The organism is Paenibacillus sp. OAE614 (genome assembly GCF_040546645.1).
In the GTDB taxonomy this organism is placed as follows: domain Bacteria; phylum Bacillota; class Bacilli; order Paenibacillales; family Paenibacillaceae; genus Paenibacillus_AQ; species Paenibacillus_AQ favisporus.
Genome location: NZ_JBEPOD010000001.1, coordinates 2367824 through 2385158, shown reverse-complemented (window position 1 = coordinate 2385158; position 17335 = coordinate 2367824). Strand labels below are relative to the sequence as shown.

General features: G+C 52.7%; 14 protein-coding genes. 5 read left to right on the top strand and 9 right to left on the bottom strand.

Features of this window, described 5'->3' with window-relative positions:
• Positions 1-148: 148 nt before the first annotated feature.
• The gene (locus tag ABIE48_RS11210) at positions 149-1561 is read left to right on the top strand and encodes an MFS transporter (protein WP_192714547.1); all 1413 of its coding nucleotides are present in this window, start codon (positions 149-151) and stop codon (positions 1559-1561) included.
• A gap of 144 nt (positions 1562-1705) precedes the next feature.
• Complete coding sequence (locus ABIE48_RS11205; RefSeq protein WP_260869204.1) at positions 1706-2134, top strand: TetR/AcrR family transcriptional regulator; 429 nt, start codon at positions 1706-1708, stop codon at positions 2132-2134.
• Positions 2135-2147: 13 nt separating this feature from the next.
• Here the strand turns inward: ABIE48_RS11205 and ABIE48_RS11200 are convergent, their stop codons facing one another.
• Both ABIE48_RS11200 and ABIE48_RS11195 read right to left on the bottom strand, forming a co-directional pair.
• Complete coding sequence (locus ABIE48_RS11200; protein ID WP_145021006.1) at positions 2148-2687, bottom strand: GrpB family protein; 540 nt, start codon at positions 2685-2687, stop codon at positions 2148-2150.
• 247 nt (positions 2688-2934) lie between these two features.
• Positions 2935-3777: a L,D-transpeptidase family protein gene (locus ABIE48_RS11195; protein ID WP_483312683.1), complete on the bottom strand. Its 843-nt coding sequence runs from the start codon at positions 3775-3777 to the stop codon at positions 2935-2937.
• A 397-nt stretch (positions 3778-4174) separates the two neighbouring features.
• Between ABIE48_RS11195 and ABIE48_RS11190 the strand changes: the two genes are divergently transcribed.
• From ABIE48_RS11190 to ABIE48_RS11180, 3 genes are read left to right on the top strand one after another with little or no spacing between them, the layout of a single operon-like run.
• Positions 4175-5296: an ABC transporter substrate-binding protein gene (locus tag ABIE48_RS11190; protein WP_354518873.1), complete on the top strand. Its 1122-nt coding sequence runs from the start codon at positions 4175-4177 to the stop codon at positions 5294-5296.
• A gap of 36 nt (positions 5297-5332) precedes the next feature.
• The gene (locus ABIE48_RS11185) at positions 5333-6295 is read left to right on the top strand and encodes a carbohydrate ABC transporter permease (RefSeq protein ID WP_397340972.1); all 963 of its coding nucleotides are present in this window, start codon (positions 5333-5335) and stop codon (positions 6293-6295) included.
• Between the two features lie 14 nt (positions 6296-6309).
• Positions 6310-7134 carry a carbohydrate ABC transporter permease gene (locus ABIE48_RS11180; protein ID WP_076167304.1) on the top strand — a complete coding sequence of 275 codons (825 nt, stop codon included), beginning with the start codon at positions 6310-6312 and terminating at the stop codon, positions 7132-7134.
• A 154-nt stretch (positions 7135-7288) separates the two neighbouring features.
• On the opposite strand, the gene ABIE48_RS11175 is transcribed toward ABIE48_RS11180, so the two are convergent.
• The 7 genes from ABIE48_RS11175 to ABIE48_RS11145 all read right to left on the bottom strand — a co-directional run bounded on the left by ABIE48_RS11175 (position 7289) and on the right by ABIE48_RS11145 (position 17315).
• Positions 7289-8107, bottom strand: a complete 819-nt coding sequence (locus tag ABIE48_RS11175; protein ID WP_192714550.1) for an endonuclease/exonuclease/phosphatase family protein — start codon at positions 8105-8107, stop codon at positions 7289-7291.
• A 14-nt stretch (positions 8108-8121) separates the two neighbouring features.
• On the bottom strand, positions 8122-11325 hold the full coding sequence (locus ABIE48_RS11170; protein WP_192714551.1) for an Ig-like domain-containing protein: 3204 nt from the start codon (positions 11323-11325) through the stop codon (positions 8122-8124).
• Between the two features lie 77 nt (positions 11326-11402).
• Positions 11403-12161: a hypothetical protein gene (locus tag ABIE48_RS11165; protein WP_192714552.1), complete on the bottom strand. Its 759-nt coding sequence runs from the start codon at positions 12159-12161 to the stop codon at positions 11403-11405.
• Between the two features lie 282 nt (positions 12162-12443).
• A complete protein-coding gene (locus ABIE48_RS11160; protein ID WP_192714553.1) occupies positions 12444-14192 on the bottom strand; it encodes a glycoside hydrolase family 35 protein in 1749 nt (582 codons plus the stop codon).
• A gap of 34 nt (positions 14193-14226) precedes the next feature.
• Complete coding sequence (locus ABIE48_RS11155; protein WP_145021028.1) at positions 14227-15504, bottom strand: Gfo/Idh/MocA family protein; 1278 nt, start codon at positions 15502-15504, stop codon at positions 14227-14229.
• 17 nt (positions 15505-15521) lie between these two features.
• Positions 15522-16409 carry a carbohydrate ABC transporter permease gene (locus tag ABIE48_RS11150; RefSeq protein ID WP_145021031.1) on the bottom strand — a complete coding sequence of 296 codons (888 nt, stop codon included), beginning with the start codon at positions 16407-16409 and terminating at the stop codon, positions 15522-15524.
• A 15-nt stretch (positions 16410-16424) separates the two neighbouring features.
• Entirely contained in the window at positions 16425-17315 is an 891-nt protein-coding gene (locus ABIE48_RS11145; RefSeq protein WP_116230978.1) for an ABC transporter permease, read from the bottom strand.
• Positions 17316-17335 lie beyond the last annotated feature (20 nt).

Sequence of the window (17335 nt, the reverse complement as noted above, 5' to 3'; positions counted from 1 at the left end):
CTCCATTTTCTATCCGAAGTGGGCAAGATGACCGATACCTAGGAGTACCACTCCTAGGATAAACCGCTCTCTTCATCCCCGTTTCTTCTGAATATACACTATACAACACATCGATGGGTTTGAAAAAGATCAAGGGAGGGTTTATGGAATGAATGGAACATCAATCACGGCCGGGACCAAGCCGGCCAACCAAAAAAACCGGTCTTCCTGGCTGCTTGCAGGGCTGTCCCTAGGCTACTTCATCGTGCTGCTGGACACGACGGTCGTCACGGTCGCGCTCCCTGCCATCCGGGATACGCTGGGCGGCGGACTCAGCGGAATGAGCTGGGTAACGGGCGCGTATACGATGGTATTTGCCAGCATGCTGCTGGGCATGGGTGTGCTGGCCGATCGATGGGGGGCAGCCCGTGTTTTCTTGGGCGGGATTGTCTTGTTTATGCTGGCTTCGGTCCTCTGCGCCGTTTCGCCTGCCATCGGCTGGCTGATCGGCTTCCGGGCGCTGCTCGGCGTCGGCGGAGCGGCACTGCTGCCGTCCTCCCTGACGATCATTGCGGAGACCTTTACGGACCCCGCCCGCCGGACCAAGGCGCTCGGCATCTGGGCGGCGGTGTCGGGCTTGGCGCTTGCCGCCGGTCCGATCATCGGCGGCATTCTGGTCGACACCCTGGGGTGGCAGAGCATTTTTCTGCTGAATATCCCCGTGGGCATCCTCAGCTGGCTGTGGACGCGGGCGAACGTGGACTTTTCAGCCCGGAAACCCGCGCCGTCCGGCATGGATCCCGCCGGTCAGCTTACCGGCCTGCTGGGCGTGGCAGCACTGACGAGCGCTTTTATGGAAAGCGAAGATCTCGGGTGGGGATCACCCGTCATTCTTGTTCTGTTTGCCGCCGCCGCCCTGCTGATCGGCCTGTTCGTCTGGATCGAAAAGCGAAGCCATTCGCCGATGCTGCCCCTGTCCTTGTTCAAAAGCCGTGTGCTCGTGACCGGATTAACGGCCGGATTGCTTATTAATTTCGGCCTTTCCGGCGTGCTGTTTGTCATGACGCTGTATTTCCAGCAGCTCCATCGTTATTCAGCTATGGGGACGGGCCTTGCATTTCTTGCGCTGACGCTCCCCATGGCGGTGAATCCCATGCTGATGAGCAGGTTGATCAGCCGGTATGGAGCAGCACGCACCATCGGTACAGGATTTCTCCTAGCATGCACCGGAATGCTGATCCAGGCTCTCCTTCCTGCAGATACAGGGTATATTCCCACCGGGATCTCGCTGCTGCTGATCGGCTGCGGCATCTCATTCATCCTGCCGCCGCTCGTCTCCGTGGTGATGAGTGCAGCGCCGCAGGGCAAGACGGGAACGGCTTCCGGCGCGCTGAATGCCTTCCGTCAGCTCGGCGCTACGCTAGGAGTGGCGCTGCCCGGCGTCCTCATGGCCGCAGCCCCCGATTTGTCCCATGGCGTCATGAGTTCCTTGCTGCTGACAGGCATTTTGTGCCTGGCTGGAAGCGTGCTCGTTTTCCGCTATATCGGGGGCACATCAACCAGTTCGTCTCGAAACCGCTAATCGTCAAAAAGCGTGCCAGGAATTTTATTCCGTTGGCACGTTTTTTTGCTTGCGTGCCGACGCGGATTGACTTCCTCCATTTTGATATGATAGGTCATCAGCACGGCCTTGATCTCGTATCATTTTTCCGACAAACGGGATTTGATGAATCATCTGCTGATGAAGCTGGTGGAGCAGTCAACGTCTTATATTTTGGAACGGGTCGAACAGGTAGGCACCCCGCAGGAGAAGCTCAGCGCGTTCATCACTGCCAGTTTGGCGTATCAGGGAACGCAGCCCGCCCACAACACGGCTTTGGACGAAATCGTGTTTAATGCAAGGACGCCTGATAACGTCCCGTATTACAAGCTTGATGAGGAGGAGGAAGATCCTCTGCTGCAGACATTGGGGACTATCCTGCGTGAGGGTCAGGAGCAGGGCGTTTTCGGGGACTTTCACCTTTCCGTCATGTCCAACATGATTCAAGGCGCGATCGGGGAATATATGCTGAACCCGGCGGTCATTGGCAGGGTCGACCTGGAGACCTACAGCAGCGAACTTGTCCGTATCATTCATCGGGCCGTCCGGGCGTAAGCAGGCAGGCAGCTTATTCCTCCCATACGTCTTCCTGGGGAAGCCCTTTCTCCTCTCTGGCCGCATCGACGACCGATTGAATAAATGCCGTTTTGGCCCGCGTGTAAGCATTCATCGATTCAGCGCTTCGGGCCGCCTCCATTTTAATGGCCCCGTACTCCTCTACGAGCTCCGGATGGCGGCGCAAATAATCGCGGAGCAGAATTTCATTGCGGGTATGGAACTGTTCGTCATAAGGCATCAGATGAACATTGTGCGTCCAGATTCCCCCTGTCGATTTGGCAAATAAAAGCCTTCCGCGCATCCCGGTCTCCACGTAAGAATAGCTGGCCGGATCCAGCAGGTCTTTGTAATAAGCAGCTGGACGGAACGGATTCACGCCGACGAACATATCCACCACTGGTTTGGCCTGCTGCCCTGGAATGGCCGTGCTGCCGACATGCTCGATCACGACCGCATCCAAGCCCGCTAATCCGGACAGCCGTTCTTTCTCCAGGGAGAATCCTTCCGCCCATTCCGGCGAATAATCCACAATTTCGATCCCGCTATCCATCACGCACACCTCTTTCGTATTTTTTGCCCTCCAACGGCCGGAGCTGAGCCGCGGCAACTTCCGTGCTTTTCCATCATACACACCCTTGCCGGCAGTTCCAACCTTGTTTTTCCCAGGCTATATAGAATGAACTAAAGAAATGAATGATACTGCCCCCAATTGGCCGTTACATTAGGAAGTTCAATGCAAAACTTTAGTTCAATCTATATAACAGCACAAAAAAACCGCGCATGCGCGCGGCTGGGGCTTATTTGCCCGTTGTTAGGTTCACCGTATTGGAGGCTCCGTCCCACACGACTGAGTAACCGGATATTTCCGACATGTTGCGAAGCGGAAGCATCAGCGAATTCCCCTGGAACCGGGAGGCGGTGATGTTTACCGTTTTGCCGTTCACGACAGCCTTGCCGGAGAGCGCTTTATGGGTAATCTTGCGATTTCCCGTGTAGACCGTCACCGTTTGGGTACTGGCGTTCCATTCAACCGTCCCGCCCAGCAGTTCGAAGCAGGCGCGGAGCGGAATATAGATGCGGGAATCGACCATGATCAAATCCTGCTTCAGCTGAGCTTCCCTTCCATTCACTACCAGCTTACCGTCAAACGACTGCACGCCCACTGCATAGCCGTGATTTTGGGCGATCGTTTCAAAACTTTGGCTGGAGGTTGTTATAATAGCCATCGTATGCAGGGGCACCTGCTCGAACAGCCAGTGGATCTCGTCATTGTACATGCGGATGCATCCCGCGCTGACGTACTTTCCGATCGAGTTTTTGTTGCTGTTGCCGTGGATGGCGTACGTCGTCCCCATCGTCCCATTGACATTGAGGCCGATCCAACGGTCACCGAGCGGATTGCGGGGATCGCCTCCTGGGATCTTTTCCTTGTAATAGGGACGGTTTTTAATCTTGTTGACGATTTCAAACGTTCCTTCCGGCGTCAGCTCTGGCGACTTGCCCGTCGCCACCCTGAACTCCTTAACCAACTTTCCGCTGCTAAAATATGCCAGTTTATTCGTCTTTTTATTGACGATAATGAGGTCTTGCGAGGCAATTTTTGCCTCGGCCCCAGCCGGAAACATCCAGCAAAAGGACAGAACTAGAACGAGTGCTGCCGCGGCATAACGGCGATAAAGGCTGCGGACTGACAGTGGCGAACTCCCTCCCTTCAGATGGTAAACCCATATTCAATATATGGCGCGGGGGCGATGTCCTACGACCGTCTTATTTCAAGCAAGCGGTTCCAAAATGTTTTGTAAGCGTTTATAATGTTCCTAGAACGGACACATTTTAGGGATTTAAAGGAGTGATGATGCTGCTGCAGTACCATATAGCCGCGATGGGAGGCCGAAAACGATGGCAAAATACCGAATCTTATTAACGTGTTTATTGCTTGTTGCTTTCATGGTTAGCGGATGTTCTAGCGGGTCTTCATCTAATAGCAAAGTGAAAACGCTTACTCTTTGGTACTGGAACCGGAGTCTGGACGATAATTTGATCAACGCGGTCCAGAAGCAGTTTCCGGGAATTCGCATCAACGCCCAAAAAATCGGGGGCGACTTCAAATCCAAGCTGAAAACGACGCTCGCTGCAGGCAGCGGCGGTCCGGATATTGTGGCCTTTAACGACTGGGTTACTGAGCTGTTCCCAAGCGCCGACCGTTTCTACAACCTGTATGATCTCGGAGCGAAGGACATCGAGGGGGACTACCTCGACTGGAAATGGCAGCTTGGGGTCACGCCGAAGGGCGAAATGATCGCCATGCCGATCGACACGGGCCCGACCGCATTGTTTTACCGAGCGGACCTGTTCGAGCAAGCAGGTCTCCCGACCGATCCGGAAGAGGTTCATCAGATGATGGGCACTTGGGAGGACTATTTCGCCGCAGGCGAGAAGCTGCAGAAGGCGCTCGGTGGCAAGGTGAAGCTTCTGGACAACATCGGCCAGGTCTACTCCCAGGTCAATGCACAGTCGGATAAAATTTATTTTGATAGAAATGAAAATTTCATCGGTGAGGATCCTTCCTCCTCCATGAAGAAGGCGTGGGACCTGGCGGTCAAGGCCTCTCAAATGGGGCTGCTCGCCAATGCCAGCACGTTCTCCTCCGAGTGGAACGCCGCGATGAACAACGGCAAAATCGCTTCATTCGTGAGTGCCGTATGGGCGAAGCAAATCCTGATGGACGCGGCCCCGGATACGGCAGGCAAATGGCGGGTCGCGAGAGCTCCGGGCGGTGACGGCAACAACGGCGGCTCGTTCCTCGCCATTATGAAAACGAGTAAATACCCGAAAGAATCCTTTGAGGTGATGAGCTGGCTCCTGAATCCCGAAAACCAGGTAACCAGCTTCAAGGAACTTAACCTGTTCCCATCCGCCGCCAAGGCGCTCGATTCGGACGTCATGAAGCAGAAAGAGGACTTTTTCGGCGGCCAGGCTACCGGTGAAATTTTTACGGAGTCCGCGCGCAACGTGAAGCCCTCCTATTTCGGGACGAAATACGCCAACCTGAACGGCATCGTGAGCCGCGAGCTGTCATCGGTCGCCCTTCAAGGCAAAAACCCGGATAAAGCATGGGAAGATGCACTATCTAGAGTGAAAAAGGAGCTGCTGCGTTAAACGGTCATACCATCCCGACAATGGAGGTAGAGTCTTATGGGTCAACCATTACAGAAGCGAACTCAATTCGATCCCGGCAGCTCCATGCAGGTGCCGGAGCGGAAGCGGGGATTGGGGTCTGAAATATGGAAGCACCGGAAAGAATACCTGGCCATCTCCCCTTTCTATATTTTGTTTGCCGTCTTCGGCTTGTTCCCGATCCTGTTCTCGATGTATCTTTCTTTCCAGAAGTGGGACGGCATCGGCGTCATGACCTTTAACGGTCTGAACAATTATCAGTTCATGGTCACCGATCCGGAATTTTGGAAGGCGGTCGGCAACACACTTTTGATCTGGATTTATTCGACCATTCCGATGCTGTTCTTCGCGCTCATCATTGCGTTTTTGCTGAATGCGTCGTTCGTGCGGTTCCGTACCTTCTTCCGGATCGGTTACTTTCTGCCGAACGTCACTTCACTCGTTGCGGTGGCGATTGTGTTCAGTACCGTTTTCTCCAACAACTACGGACTTTTGAATTATTTCCTGTCCCTGTTCGGGATTTCCCCCGTGGAATGGCTGAACAAAACCTGGGGCATCCAGCTGGCCGTATCGATCATGGTCATCTGGCGCTGGGTCGGTTACAATGCGATCATTTATTTGGCGGGACTCCAGAGCATACCTACGGTCCTCTATGAGGCCGCCAAAATTGACGGAGCCACCGGCATCCAGTCCTTCTTCCGCATTACGATCCCGAATTTACGGCCTATCATTCTTTTTACCGTCATTACTTCAACCATCGGAGGCATGCAGATCTTCACCGAATCGCAGGTGCTCGTCGGCAACGACGGCGGCGTCAGCGGCGGGGGTCTGACGATCGTTCTCTACCTGTACCGCGAGGCATTCGTGAACAATTACTTCGGCTACGGCTCGGCCGTCGGCTGGGGCATGTTCATATTGATTGCCCTCATCTCGATCTTCAACTGGCGGGTAGTTCAGGGCGGCGGTGCCAAAGATGAATAAACGGGGTGATACGCATGGTTAAAAGGAAGTCTTCTATCCTGCTGTATTTCGGATTGATCGTCGGACTTATCGTTTCCATCTTTCCTTTTTACTGGCTGGCCGTTATGGCCACGCGTACGACTGCGGAAATCTACAGCTTCCCGCCCAAGTTCTGGTTCGGGACGCAGTTTATCAGCAATGTGACGCGGGTGTTTCAGAACATCGATTTCTTCGGCGCGTTTCTCAACACGCTGTTTGTGGCCGGCTGCAGTACTTTGCTGGTCCTGTTCTTTGATTCCCTTGCAGGCTTTACGTTTGCGAAATTCAAATTTCCCGGCAAAAAGTGGCTGTTCGTCCTGCTGCTCGCCACGATGATGGCGCCGTCGCAGCTCTCGCTCGTTCCTTCCTTCGTCATCATGGCGAAGTTCGGGTGGGTAGGCTCCTTCAAGGCGCTGATCATTCCTGGCATGGCCAACGCGTTCGGCATTTTCTGGATCCGCCAGTATGCGGAGGAATCCGTTCCATCCGAACTGCTGGACGCCGGCCGCATCGACGGCTGCGGCTTCTTCCGGCTCTATTGGAACGTCGCGATTCCAATCCTTCGCCCGGCGCTGTCATTTCTGGGAGCGTTCACCTTCATCGGTTCCTGGAACGATTACCTCTGGCCGCTGATCATTCTAAACGACGAGCGTAAATTTACGCTGCAGGTGGCGCTTTCCTCCCTGAACGGAATTTATGTGACTGATTATGCGATGGTCATCGCGGGCACGCTGCTCGCGGTCATTCCGCTCATCATTTTGTTCCTGTTCGTCAGCAAGCAGTTTATTTCCGACATCGCTGCCGGGGCGATCAAAAGCTGACAGGCCTGCCAGTACTTATGGAATAGGAAGTCATATGCCGGTCCTGATAAACTGAGGAACGCTGACAAAAGAACCCTTGGCAAATGGAAAAAGGAAAACCCGCCCATCCGGGCGGGTTTTCACGCTGTTTATAAGCAGTCCTATCATGGGGCCATTATCGCTTGAACGCAACATCGACGGCGATCGGCCGGTGATCCGAAGCTTCCGTAGCGATCACTCGTTGATTCGAATGCTGAACTTCAGGCGAGGTTACGATGTAATCGATCGTTTCGGACGGCTGGTCTGCCGGAAACGTATAGGCATCTTCAACGCCTTGAAAGCTGTTAATGAATAAACCGCTGTCTAACAGAGCCTGAAACTCCGGGCTGTCAGGTTCCGCATTAAAATCGCCCGTGAGAAGCTTTGGTCCCTTAGCCGTGGAAGCCAGGTTAACGATTTCCTGCACCTGCGCCTTACGGCTTGCGGCATCGAGCCCCAGATGCGTATTATACACATCCACATGAACCCCCCGTAAATTGACCACCGCATGCAGAACGCCCCGCTGCTCATCGCCGAAGCTTCTGAGCAGCACATTGTCAGAGCGGAGGATCGGATACTTGCTCAGAATAGCAGTTCCATATTGGCGGTTGTTCGTCTGGCCTTCCGCCGGTTCCCAATCCAGATTGGCACCATACGCGTAGTGATAGCCGAGCAAGCCTGCTAATTCCTTGGCTTGGTCCTGAAAGTCGCTCCGCTCCCCGAAAAACCGGTCCACTTCCTGAAGGCCAACGATCTCCGCGCCGGAATCCCGGATCACATCCGCAATTCGTTTCAGGCTAAGCTGTTCATCCAAACCGACACCATGATGTATGTTGTACGACATCACGGTTGTGCGAATTTCCTTGCCATTCCCGTTACCAGCCGCCATGGCGCTCGTTGAAAACAAGGATACGATCAGCAGGCTGACGATCGATGTGATGAAGTGTTTTTTCATGATTAACTCTCCCTTCAAAGGTTAGATAACGACTTTGATTCATGAAGAAGCGATTCCGCATCGCGAAGCAGGTACTCCGCAGCGTCGACAGATACATGTTTTCCCTTTTGAGCGTTGACTTCATGGATAAAGCTGCTTACATTTTGATTCTGCAACTTTTTCAGCAAGCTATTCGCAATCCCTTTGTTGTCAATCCAGCCGGCTTCTGCGAAACGCTGAACCAACTCCTCAAGAGCCGCGTTGCTTGTTTTCACATCAAAGTCAACGGACTTTGCGCTGGTATTCCCCGCCAAATCGCTGGCTTTCACGGTGAACGTATGCGCTCCCAGAGCCAGCTCGTACATTGGCGTATCTTTTACATCCGTCAGAACTTTTCCGTCAAGCAAGACTTCCGTTTTCGCATTGTCAACGCCGGTCCATCGATCCGTTATTTCAAATCTCGGCTGGAATGTACCTGAGGTGAATTCAGATGTAGTCACAGGGCCGAGCCTGATTTCGGGGGCTGTCCAATCGACGGTTATTTGACTCGCAGCCTGAAAATCACCATCTTCTGTTGTTGCCGTAATAACAGCCTTCCCCTCCCCTATCGCCTTCACCCGCCCTTCCGCGTCTACCTCAACCACCTGATCATCATCGGTACTCCATTTGACTTTTTTATTGGTCGCGTTGCTGGGACTAACGGCAGCCTGCAGTGCTGCACTGCGATCGGCAGACGCATTAAAAATGATCTCCGGTCGGTCGATCGAAATACCGGTGACGGGTACATGTTCAGGGGTATGCTCAACGATAAGCTCATTCAGCGCGATATTGCCCCATACCCTGTTCGCATCATTCACTTTCAGCCGCAGTTTATAAGCATGAACGGTCGGAAAGGTGACGGTTTGGCTTTCTTTGGTGCTGTCGTTAAGCTTCCATTCGACTGATGCACCAGGCAATGCGGTTAGCCAGCCGCTGCCGTCGTAATACTCCACGTCAAACTTGGTAATCCCTTGACCTATGCCGAAAAAGGTAACCAACGTAACCTTGTTGACAGGTACCGGATCATGTCCGTAATCGAGCGTGATATAGCCCGGAAAAGATACGTTAACGTCGCTTCCCCATGCCGAGTTCAAATTGTTGTCGATAATGTTTGTGATCGTGCCCGCACCCGTTGGGAAGGACGTGGTGACCATGTCTTTGGATAAATCCGGATTGATATATAGTTCTAGTTCGTTCAGCGTGATCCTGCCGGACAGCGCATTTCCTCCATGCACCTTCAATCGGATCTTGGAAAAACGGGTAAGCGGGAACTCTACGGATTTGATCTCATTCGAGCCGTTATTCAAATCCCAGGACAGATGAATATCCCTTCGAATAGGCACCCATCCTGAACCGTTGTCGTATTCCAGATCGAAGTCCGTCATCCCCGATTCCTGACCGAATCTCGTATTGATCTTCAATTGATTGGCAGAAATGGTTTGACCGCCAAAGTCAAGCGTGATATATCCCGGAAAAGAAGGCGAAGCCTCGGTAGACCAAGCGGTATCATAAAATTTATCATTGATATTTTCAATCGGCTGTGAAGACGACGATCGAAATGTCGTGCTTGCGGCAGCCTGTGGAGCCAAGTCATCGACAGGCGTGCTGACCGGCCGGATCTGAACGACGTCGATAGGGTCAGGCATAGAACCGGCTGGAGGCACGCTGCCTTCGTATTCGTGTGCGCCGATGTCCGGAGCCTCATTGTATAACGGATTGCCGAAGTAGTCCCTGCCTCCGTTTTCATTGATGCGAATGCCTGCACCGATCAAAGGAGAATCGGCCAGCAGCTTATAACCGTCGACGGTATTCATCCCTTCCGCTCCGCTGCCGGGGTTCGCAAATTTCGGATCGCCGGTTACCCCATGGGCATCGGCCTGAACGAGCGTGTTCCCCCCGTAATAAGCGTTGTAGTCGAACGTTTGCCCTCTCAAATCCCAGCCTTTATCCCCGAGACTGTAATAAACATTGTTGTAATTTTTAATGTTGCGCGGAGCGCCGGAAGCCTTGGTGAAATAATCGCTCATGACTGGGTTGCCGGATGCTTTTCCGACGTACACCGTATTATTGTAGTTATACACGTTGTCGATCGATCCGCTGTACCGGAAAATGCTTTTTCGGTCATTCTGGCTGATGTTATACCTTACGACCGTATTAATCGTGTCATACGTATCGTTTACAAACAGCATAAATCCGCCTGCGTTATCATGGCTGTAGTTATACTGTACGAGCGAACCGATGTTTCCTGCGTCCACGTCGAAGCCGTGACCGTCTTCAGCGCCGTTGACGCTGGCAAATGATTCGTTGAATTGGACCAAATTGTTGTCCGAATAGGCCCACCAAATGGAAGCATTGGTTGCCAGGTATGTAGCCTGCCCTACCGTATTGCGCTCGACAACCGCTCCATCGGTTACGTTCCAGGCGATTCCTCCCGTTGCGGCTCTGAGGACGGTGTTGTTGGATATGTTCACACGAGTCGAAGGCGTCCAAGGCCCGTAAGGCTTCGGCACCCACGGCCATAAATCGCCCATTCCGTTACGCAGGATGCAGTTGGAGCCGATGTAAATGCCATAGGCATCCACGTCCGTCAGCATATTACCGTCAATCAGGACGTCGTCAAAAGCGCTGGGCGTCGTTGACCCGACCGAGTCGACAATAATTCCGCCGGATCGAGTCGTATAAGAACCGTCTACATCATGAATGTTTAAATTTTTAATATGAATATGGTGCAGCAGTCCCGCTTCTTCGTTTAAGATGTAGACGCCTCGCCGTTGTCCGCGCGAGTTTTCCCAGTCCCTGTCAAATGGCAGTGGGGAGCTGTTCGTCACTTCCAAATTGTTGATCTCCCAGTACTGCTGATTTTTCAACAAGACAGCTTCCAGCTCTGACGTCACGCCGGCGATTAACGGCTTGTTGCCTTCCCCATACCTATCAATGATGATGGGACTTCCCTCTTCACCCGAGCCTTTGGGCCACAGCCTGCCATTCCAGCTTTCCCCGGCTTTAAACAGAATCTTGTCCCCCGGTGAAAAGGTGGTCGCATTGACTTTGTCCAATGTCTTCCAGGCGGAATCTTGGCTTGTTCCGTTGTTCCGGTCATCTCCTCCCGTACGGTCTACGTAGTAAGTCGTGCCGGATGCCATCGCGGCCTGCGGCAAAGCGGTGAAGAAAGAACATACCATGGAGACAATCAAAGTCATGCAAAACACTTTACCTCCCCATTTCCTCAAAAAGCATCATCCTTTCGTTTTATCATGTATGTAAAGCCGATTAGGCGTTACATCGTTACATTTTGAAACGAATCGTATGATCCCTGATTCACGACGACCTTTGCTTCGGAGATGCGTTCGCGGACATATCCCTCGTATTTATAGTCGATGTAGTCTTTGACTACTTGGTCTTTGACAGCGTCAAATGACTGATCCTTCGTTTCCGCGCTTTTTCGAGACTCGTAAAACGGCTTCAGCTGCTGTTCATCGGGCTTCCAATCCTGCTCCATCAGATGGTTTTTGACGGATACGATTGCGTTTGTCATGACGTATTCAAAATAAGCATCCTCACTGTAGGAGGCGGGTCCGAAAACAACCTGATAATCGCGGATCGCCTTTTGCCTTCTCTTATTTTCACGCTCGAGGGATTGTACAAAACTGTCCTCATCGATATCCCGCAGCACTCCCTGCTCCTGCGCAATGATTTGCTGAATTTTGATGTTCACACTCGTTTCCAGCGCTCTTTGTTTGATCATCTCCAGCGGAAATTCTCCTCCGTAAGACGTGGTCCAAAACGCAGGCGACGGCTCAGCGCCATATTTCTCATAAAAATAGCTGATGACTCCAGCTTTATTTGCAGTGATGGCTCTGCTGAATTCGTTGATATGAATCGGTACACCGTTGACTGTCGCGATCACCTCAACGTGATGCTTCGTCTTTGAAAACCCGGACCCAGCAGTGAATATAACAATCACAGAACCTATGACCAACAATCCGGCTGTAAATAGCCATTTGGGACTGCCAAAATGATGAATGATTTTAACCATATGCATCCCTCGCCAGCCTATTTTTTTATCATGCTGTAATTAACATCGCCTTTAATCTTTGACGTGTTATATCATTATAAAGCCCGAAAGAAAGCGCATCCATTTCTCGATCTTTACAAACCTTTCACTTTCTTTACCTCATGAATCCGGTAGTAGATACATCATCAGGGGATCTCTTAAACTTTGGATTCATCGCATGGGCCGGCTCAACGCAAAAAACTCTAAGCCTGATCGTGATCAAGCTTAGAGTTGTAAGGAGCTGGTTCCAGATCCATAAAGCGGCTATCCTAAATCCGGCCGCTCACCAAAATCAATTTCCGGCAGCTCCGTACCGTACAATTCGAAAACGACGATCTCGTTGGCCCCCTCCCGCAAAAGCGGCCCCGGCACATACAGCGTTTTTTGCGGCCCGATGTTCCAATACCGGCCAAGGTTGAAGCCGTTGATAAATACGACGCCTTTGGTCCAACCGTTCAAGCTCAGAAAGGTGTCCGCCCGTTCGTGAACCTGCAGCTCCCCACGGTAAAAGGCAGGGCCTTGCTGCGGCTGCAGCGCGTGAAAATCGAGACCGGACAAGTCGTTTAACGGCAGCGGGTACGTCGTCCAGTCCGATAAAAACTGCCTTCCGTGCCGCACGCCCTCGGTGATTCCCTTCCTGTCTTTCATGTACGGGCCATAATTGATCCGGCCCATATTCTCCACGAGCAGCGTAAGCTGGACGCCCCCCGGCGGAACCTCGAACTCGATTTTCGTACCGGGCTCGCTGCGGTCCAATGTCCCGGCAAGTTCCCCGTTCAGGTAGACCAGAGCGCGGTCGCGCAGGTCCTGAACGAACAGTTCCTCCTTAGGCCGCGGGCCGGGGATCAACGTACTGTACTGAATAAAACCGTAGTTCTGGCCGAGCTTCTCCATCGGTTCGGGATAGGGAGAGCGCACCGCTGCTGAAATCCGGTCCAGGTTGCCGGCCAAAGGAGCAAGCTCCGTCATTGCCACTTTACCGTATGCTTTCTTGGCGATGGGGTTCGGCAGCCCGTCCGCTGCAAGCGGCTTATACTTCGCGATGATGTCACGAACGGCAAAATATTTGTCCGTCGGCTCACCGTTTTCACTTAACAGCGCATCATAATCGTAGCTGGTGACCGTTGGCTCATAGCTGTCTTCCGTGTGGCCGTTGGCTCCGCTCAAGAAGCCGAAATTCGTGCCCCCATGGAACATATAAAAGTTAACGGACGCGCCAAGGCTCAGCATTTCATCCAGAACAAAAGCGGCATCCTCCGCCGGACGGGTATGATGCTCTTCACGCCAGTGGTCAAACCAGCCGTCCCAAAATTCCATGCACATGACCGGCGCATCCGGCTGATACTCCCGCAGCTTCTCGAAGGATTCCCTGGCGCGGGAGCCGAAATTGACCGTTGCCAGTACGTCTTCCACCATCCCGCCCTGGAGCATGGCGTCTTCCGGACCATCCGAAGTAAACAGAAGCACGTCCATCCCCCGGCTGATCATCGCGTTTTTCAAATAGTTCAAGTACTGCTTGTCGTTGCCGTAACTCCCGTATTCGTTTTCGATTTGCAGCGCGATCACCGGGCCTCCCTGGGTACAGAGCAGAGGCTTCAGCTTAGGAAGCAGCACATCATAATAATCATCGACATGGTCGAGGAACGGCTGATGATAACAGCGCAGGCGCATATCGGAATCCGCCAGCAGCCAGGAAGGCAGCCCCCCGAATTCCCATTCCGCGCAGATGTACGGTGACGGCCGAACGATAACATAGAGTCCGAGGCTGCCAGCCAGTTCGATAAACTTCACCAAATCAGCGATGCCCTCAAACTGGAACTCCCCTTTCTGCGGTTCATGCAAATTCCACGGCACATACGTTTCCACGGTGTTCAAACCGCAGGCTTTCAGTTTGATGAGCCGGTCCTCCCAATACTCCGGTACGACACGGAAATAGTGAATCGCTCCCGACAAAATTTGCACCGGCTCATCATTCATATAAAAAGCAGATCCCGAATATCGAAACGTAGTCATAAGTTCCTCCTGTGGTTAGGTTGAAGGTATCGTATTAAACCGATGGCTCGCGGACGACGTAACGCTGTTCGAACTCCTTCAAACGGATAACCTCACCCGCGATTCTGGACTCTTCAGCGGCGAACGCCATCAGATGGCTCTGGACGGAATGGTCTGCAGATGTAAGGCCTTGAGCCTTGGCGTCCGCCCGTACCAGCTTGAGGAAATCGCTCATCAGCTTCATATCGCCGCCGCCATGGCCCACATGGCCGCCCATGTCCCCGAACGTAATCCGTTCGACTTTGCCGCTGCCGAAGTGAATGATTTCGATTTCGTTTTTCTCCATCGCTCCGCGGATTTCCCCGGTCGTGCCCATCAGCTTGATCGTGCGGCTGACGTCTCTTGTAAATGCGCTCATCGTAAACGCAGCCGTGATACCGCCCTCAAACTCGAGATTCACGACCTGATGGTCGACGACGTCGTTATCGCAGTGATATACGCATCTGCCGTATGGCCCTTCCTGCAGCGCTTTGTAACGGGCTTCGTAGCTCATGTCGTCACTGATGGCCGAAGTCGGCCAGTTCGTATCTTCGGTTAAATATTGATCAGGCGCATAATAGAGGCATTCATCCGCGACCGGACAGCCGTCCAGGCAGCGGAGCGGAGCTCCTTCAGGCGCTTCGGATGCCATAAAATGGCTGAGCGTGCCGAAGGAAGATACTTTGACGCAGTCCGCACCGGCAAGCCACAGCAGAATATCCAGGTCATGGCAGGACTTGGCCAGAATCATCGGACTGGAGTCCTCCTTACGGCGCCAATTCCCTCTGACAAAGCTGTGCGCTTGATGCCAGTACCCCACATTCTCATTATGCTGGATCGACATCAGCCGCCCGATCGCACCACCAGCCAGCAAGCTTTTCAGCGTCTGGAAAAACGGCGTATACCGGAGGACATGACAGATGGAAAACACAAGTCCGGCCTGTGAAGCCATCTCCCCCATCCGGATGCATTCCCCGGGATCGGGTGACATCGGTTTTTCCAGCAGCACGTGATAGCCTGCCTGCAGCGCCTGCATGGTCGGCTCGAAATGCTGTTGATCCTGGGTACAGATCAGCACGGCATCAGCCAGTTTCGGAGCTTGGAACAGATCGTCCCAATGCTCAAAGCACATCGAATCCTCAAGCCCGTGCCTCGCCTGAAAGCTTTCCCTCCGTTCCTTGACCGGCTCCGCCACGGCAACTACCTCAAGCTCATGCGGATGCGACAGCGCATATTCTAGGTAATTGATGCCGCGCAGGCCCGCTCCGATCAAGGCAACCTTCACTTTTTTCACGTCTTCTTCCCCTTTCGTTATTCCTTGACGCTTCCGACCGTCATCCCTTTGACGAAGTATTTTTGCAGGAACGGATATACGACCATGATCGGCAGCGCCCCCATAAATATCTGCGCCGTCTGCAGCGTTTTCTCGCTCAAATTTTCCATCGCTTTGATTTGTTCAATGGAAACGGACGTCATTTGGGAATTGATCGACATAATGAGCGTGGACAAATAGGTCTGCAGCGGATATTTCTCCGGTGAATTCAAGTATAAGATGCCGTCGAACCATGAGTTCCAGTGCCCTACGATCGTAAAAAGGCCGATGGTCGCGATCGAAGGTAAAGAGACCGGCAAATAGATCCGCCATAAAATTCTCCAGTGTCCCGCGCCGTCGATCGTGGCCGCCTCGTCCAGCTCCCGCGGAATGGTGCGGAAGAAATTCAGCATCAGCACCATGTTCCATACGTTCAGTGCACCCGGCAAAATCAGCGCCCAGATGGAATCGATCAAACCCGTATTTTTCACGATGATATACGTAGGAATAAGACCTCCGCCGAAAAACATCGTAATCGCAAAGAACCAGACATAGACCGTCCGATACTTAAACTGGTCAGCCGACTTGGATAGCGGATAAGCCGAAATAAAGCACAGGAACATGTTGACCGCCGTGCCGAGCGCTACCCGCTCAATCGAAACCCCAAGCGAACGGAAAAACTCTACCTTTTGCCCCAGGTACCGGTATGCGTCAAAGTTGAAGCCGACCGGCCACAGTTTAACCTCGCCGGCCATTGCCGCCGTATTCGAACTGAGGGACACGGACAGAAGGTGGATAAACGGAATAATGCCAAGAAGCGTAATCGCCGTCAGCAGCGCCGAATTGAAAATGACGAACATTTTTCTGCTCAAAGTTGGTTTGTGCATCTCTCTGCCTCCAGCTTAAAAAATGCGATAATTGTTGTATTTGTAAGCCGCGTAATAAGTTAGCGACACCAAAACCAAAGATATCGCGGATTTAAACAGTCCGACGGCGGCGGCAGGTCCGAATTGCTGGCTGAACATACCAAGCCGGTATACGAACGTATCGATGATATCCGCTCCCTCATACACGGTCGGGTTATACATGATCAGGATTTGCTCAAATCCGGCGTTCAAAATCCCGCCAAGGCTGAGGACTCCGAGTAATATCAATATCGGTGCCATGCCCGGCAGCGTAATGTGAATCATCTGCTTCCATCTTCCCGCACCGTCAACCTCGGCCGCTTCGTACAGCGTGGCATTGATTCCGGTGATGGCGGCGAGCATGACGATCATGTTATAACCCATCCCTTTCCAGACATCCGAGCCGATGATAATTCCGCGAAACCACTCGTTATCCAGCATGAACATAATTGGCTTCAGCCCCATTCCCGTCAGCAGTCCGTTAACAGGTCCACTCAGGGAAAACAGCTCGATAATGACACCGCCTAGAACGGTCCATGACAGAAAAAAAGGCAGAAATACGGCCGATTGGATAAAGCGGGAAAACCACCGCTTGGTGACTTCATTCAGCAGCAATGCCAGAATTAACGGAACTAACAGGAACAACACCATTTTAATCACAGCGATCACAATCGTATTCCACAGCACCTGCTTGAAATCAGGCATGGCAAATACATATTTGAAATTGTCAAAACCAACGAACTTCGAATGAAAAAAGCCGGATAGCGGCTCAAACTGCTGGAAAGCCATGACGAGACCGGCCATGGGGCCGTAGGCATAAATCAGCGTCACGATAACGCCGGGCAGCAGCATGAGATGAAGGATATATTCCTTTTTCAGCGTTCTCACAGATGGACCTCCCCGTTCAA

What these genes read in the sequence shown, in the direction of transcription:
- ABIE48_RS11210 (WP_192714547.1), top strand. Translation starts at nt 149, where the DNA reads ATGAATGGAACATCAATCACGGCCGGGACCAAGCCGGCCAACCAAAAA.
- ABIE48_RS11205 (WP_260869204.1), top strand. Translation starts at nt 1,706, where the DNA reads ATGAATCATCTGCTGATGAAGCTGGTGGAGCAGTCAACGTCTTATATT.
- ABIE48_RS11200 (WP_145021006.1), bottom strand. Translation starts at nt 2,687, where the DNA reads ATGGATAGCGGGATCGAAATTGTGGATTATTCGCCGGAATGGGCGGAA.
- ABIE48_RS11185 (WP_397340972.1), top strand. Translation starts at nt 5,333, where the DNA reads ATGGGTCAACCATTACAGAAGCGAACTCAATTCGATCCCGGCAGCTCC.
- ABIE48_RS11180 (WP_076167304.1), top strand. Translation starts at nt 6,310, where the DNA reads ATGGTTAAAAGGAAGTCTTCTATCCTGCTGTATTTCGGATTGATCGTC.
- ABIE48_RS11175 (WP_192714550.1), bottom strand. Translation starts at nt 8,107, where the DNA reads ATGAAAAAACACTTCATCACATCGATCGTCAGCCTGCTGATCGTATCC.
- ABIE48_RS11170 (WP_192714551.1), bottom strand. Translation starts at nt 11,325, where the DNA reads ATGACTTTGATTGTCTCCATGGTATGTTCTTTCTTCACCGCTTTGCCG.
- ABIE48_RS11165 (WP_192714552.1), bottom strand. Translation starts at nt 12,161, where the DNA reads ATGGTTAAAATCATTCATCATTTTGGCAGTCCCAAATGGCTATTTACA.
- ABIE48_RS11160 (WP_192714553.1), bottom strand. Translation starts at nt 14,192, where the DNA reads ATGACTACGTTTCGATATTCGGGATCTGCTTTTTATATGAATGATGAG.
- ABIE48_RS11150 (WP_145021031.1), bottom strand. Translation starts at nt 16,409, where the DNA reads ATGCACAAACCAACTTTGAGCAGAAAAATGTTCGTCATTTTCAATTCG.